The following is a 2,663-nucleotide window of genomic DNA, read 5'->3' as shown; positions in this document are numbered from 1 at the left end:
CAGGCGGTAAAGTCGCGTGTGTAATCGCATGGCTTGTCAAATAGTCCCGCAGAGCATGCCGATCCTGCCGGGCCGCCTCGGGTGGCAAATACAACGCTGCACCACTGCCAAGTGCCATCAAGGTTTCGGATGCACTCGCATCAAAGCTGAACGACGCAAACTGCAAAATACGGCTGGCTGGTTGCACCCCAAAACAGGCGATCTGCGCCAGAGCAAGGTTCACCACGCCCCGATGCTCGACCATCACGCCCTTCGGAGTACCGGTCGAGCCCGACGTATAGATCACATATGCCAAATGCCGGGCGGTGAGCGCGGCTACCGACGGATTCGTGTCCGGCAACGCCGGCAGGATGGTGGGATCGAGCACCGTGCACTCGGCCAGCGCCGCGTCGCCCAACGCAGCGCGCCCGGCCGCATCCGCGAGCACAATCGCCGATGCCGCATCAGTGAGGATGTGCGCCAAGCGCTCGCTCGGATAGCTCGGATCCAGCGGCACATACGCGCCGCCGGCCTTTAAAACCGCCAACAGGCCAACGACCAGCGCCTGTGAACGCTCGACGCAGATCGCCACCCGGGTTTCCGGCTTGACACCCCATTCGATCAACTGGTGCGCGAGGCGATTGGCTTGGGCGTTCAGCTCTGCATAACTAAACGTTTGATCTTCATAGACCAGCGCTGGCGCCTCGGGCGTGCGCTCGACCTGCGCTTCAAATAACTGGTGGATGCATAAGTGCGACGGATAGTCTCGCTGCGTCGTATTCCACGTGTCAAGCAGCAACTGACGCTCGGCCGGTGACAGCAATTCAAGCGTTGCGACTGGCTTCTGGGGGCACGCCACCATGGCGCGCAACATCGTCTGCAGATACCCGACGTGCCGCTCGATCGTGGATCGCTCGAACAGCGCCGTCGCATACGCTAAGCTGCCGATGATCTCGTCGCCTGCCTCAGATAAGTTCAGCTCAAGATCGAACTTCACGACGTCATACTCGAGCTCAGCCGGCGTGGCCGTGAGCCCAGGTAGGCGCCACTTGCCTGACTCATTGTTTTGCCACGCGAACATCACTTGAAACAGCGGCGTATGATTCAATCGACGCGGCGGCTGCACGATCTCCACCACTTGCTCGAACGGCAGATCTTGATGCGCCTGCGCGTCCAACGTCGTGCGCTGCACACGTTTAAGCAGTTCGCTCGTATTGGGCTCATCGGATAAGTCGACACGCAACGCCAGCGTATTGACAAAAAAACCAATCAACGGCTCAATCTGGCGATGGTTACGATTCGCGCTGGGCGTGCCGATGACCACATCACACTGGTCCGACAAGCGCGCGAGCACCGCGCTCCACGCCGCGAGCACCGTCATAAATAGCGTCGTGCCGTGCTCTGCGCTTAAGCGCTTGAGTGCTTGCGTGGTGGATGCATCGATCTGCACCGGCACCTGTGCGCCGGCAAACGACTGTTGTGCCGGGCGGGGACGGTCGGTCGGTAGCGCCAGCAGCACCGGTGCGTCGGCCAGCGTCGCACGCCAGTAGTCGCTTTGCGCTTGGAGCCGCTCACCCGTGAGCCACTGCCGCTGCCATGCCGCATAGTCCGGATACTGAATCGCCAGCGGCGGCAGCGGATCAGCTTGGGCCCCGATACCCGCTGCGTACAGTGCGCTCAGCTCGCGCATCAGCACCCCGATCGACCAGCCGTCCGACACAATATGGTGCTGGGTGAGCAGCACCACGTGTTCGTCATCGGCCAATTGAATGCCGCATGCGTGGATCAACGGGCCCTGTGCCAGATCGAGGGGCGCGCGCGCTTCATCGGCGCTTAAACGCGACAGCTGCGCGTCGGCATCAGGTACCCCACGCAAATTATGCCAGCGCAGCGGCACCCCCCTATCCGCTGGCAGCAATTGCACCTGCGGCTGACCGTCAACGCTCACAAACGTCGAGCGCAGCGCTTCATGACGGGCAAACAGCGCATCTAATGCCTGTTGCCATGCGGCCCGATCAAGTGGCCCGCGCACATGTAGCGCCAGCGGCATATGATACGACTCACTGACCCCATCGAGCTGCGCGAGGAACCACAGCCGCTGCTGTGCGAACGACAGCGGCAAATTGCCCTCCCGCGGCACCGGCGTGATCTCGGGCTGCGCATCGGTGCCTTGTTGCCAGTGGGCTTCGAGCGCCGCGGCAAACGCGGCCAACGTGGGCGTCGCGAACAACGTCGCCAGCGGCACGTCAGCGCCTAGCATTCTCACCCGGTTCATCAAGCGCACTGCAAGCAGTGAGTGGCCCCCGAGCGCAAAGAAGCTGTCGTGCCGACCCACACGCTCGACACCCAATAGCTCGGCCCAGATCGCCGCCAGCGTCGTCTCGAGTTCACCTTGTGGCGCTTCATACGCTTGATGCGCCAGCGCGTCAGCGTCCGGTTCGGGCAGCGCACGTCGATCGAGCTTGCCGTTCGGCGTCAAGGGCCACGCATCGAGCCGCACAAACGCACTGGGCACCATGTACTCAGGCAGGCTCGCCGCCACCTGTGCACGCAGTGTGCTCGCTAGCGCGTCATCGGGATCGGCCACCACATACGCGACCAGCCGCTTATCCGAGCCCTCACCGGTTGCCAGCACCACCGCATCACGCACCTGCGGATGCGCCATTAAGCACGCTTCGATCTCA

The 2,663-nt window shown here is 62.6% G+C and carries 1 protein-coding gene; it reads right to left on the bottom strand.

The window, feature by feature from the left end:
- A partial coding sequence (locus KQH55_RS16340; protein WP_235091709.1) for a condensation domain-containing protein occupies positions 1 to 2,663 on the bottom strand: 2,663 nt, incomplete at both ends.

The organism is Mycetohabitans sp. B3 (genome assembly GCF_021498065.1).
Classification (GTDB): Bacteria; Pseudomonadota; Gammaproteobacteria; order Burkholderiales; family Burkholderiaceae; genus Mycetohabitans.
Note: the sequence above shows the minus strand (reverse complement) of the source record. Positions and strands in the feature narration are given on the sequence as shown.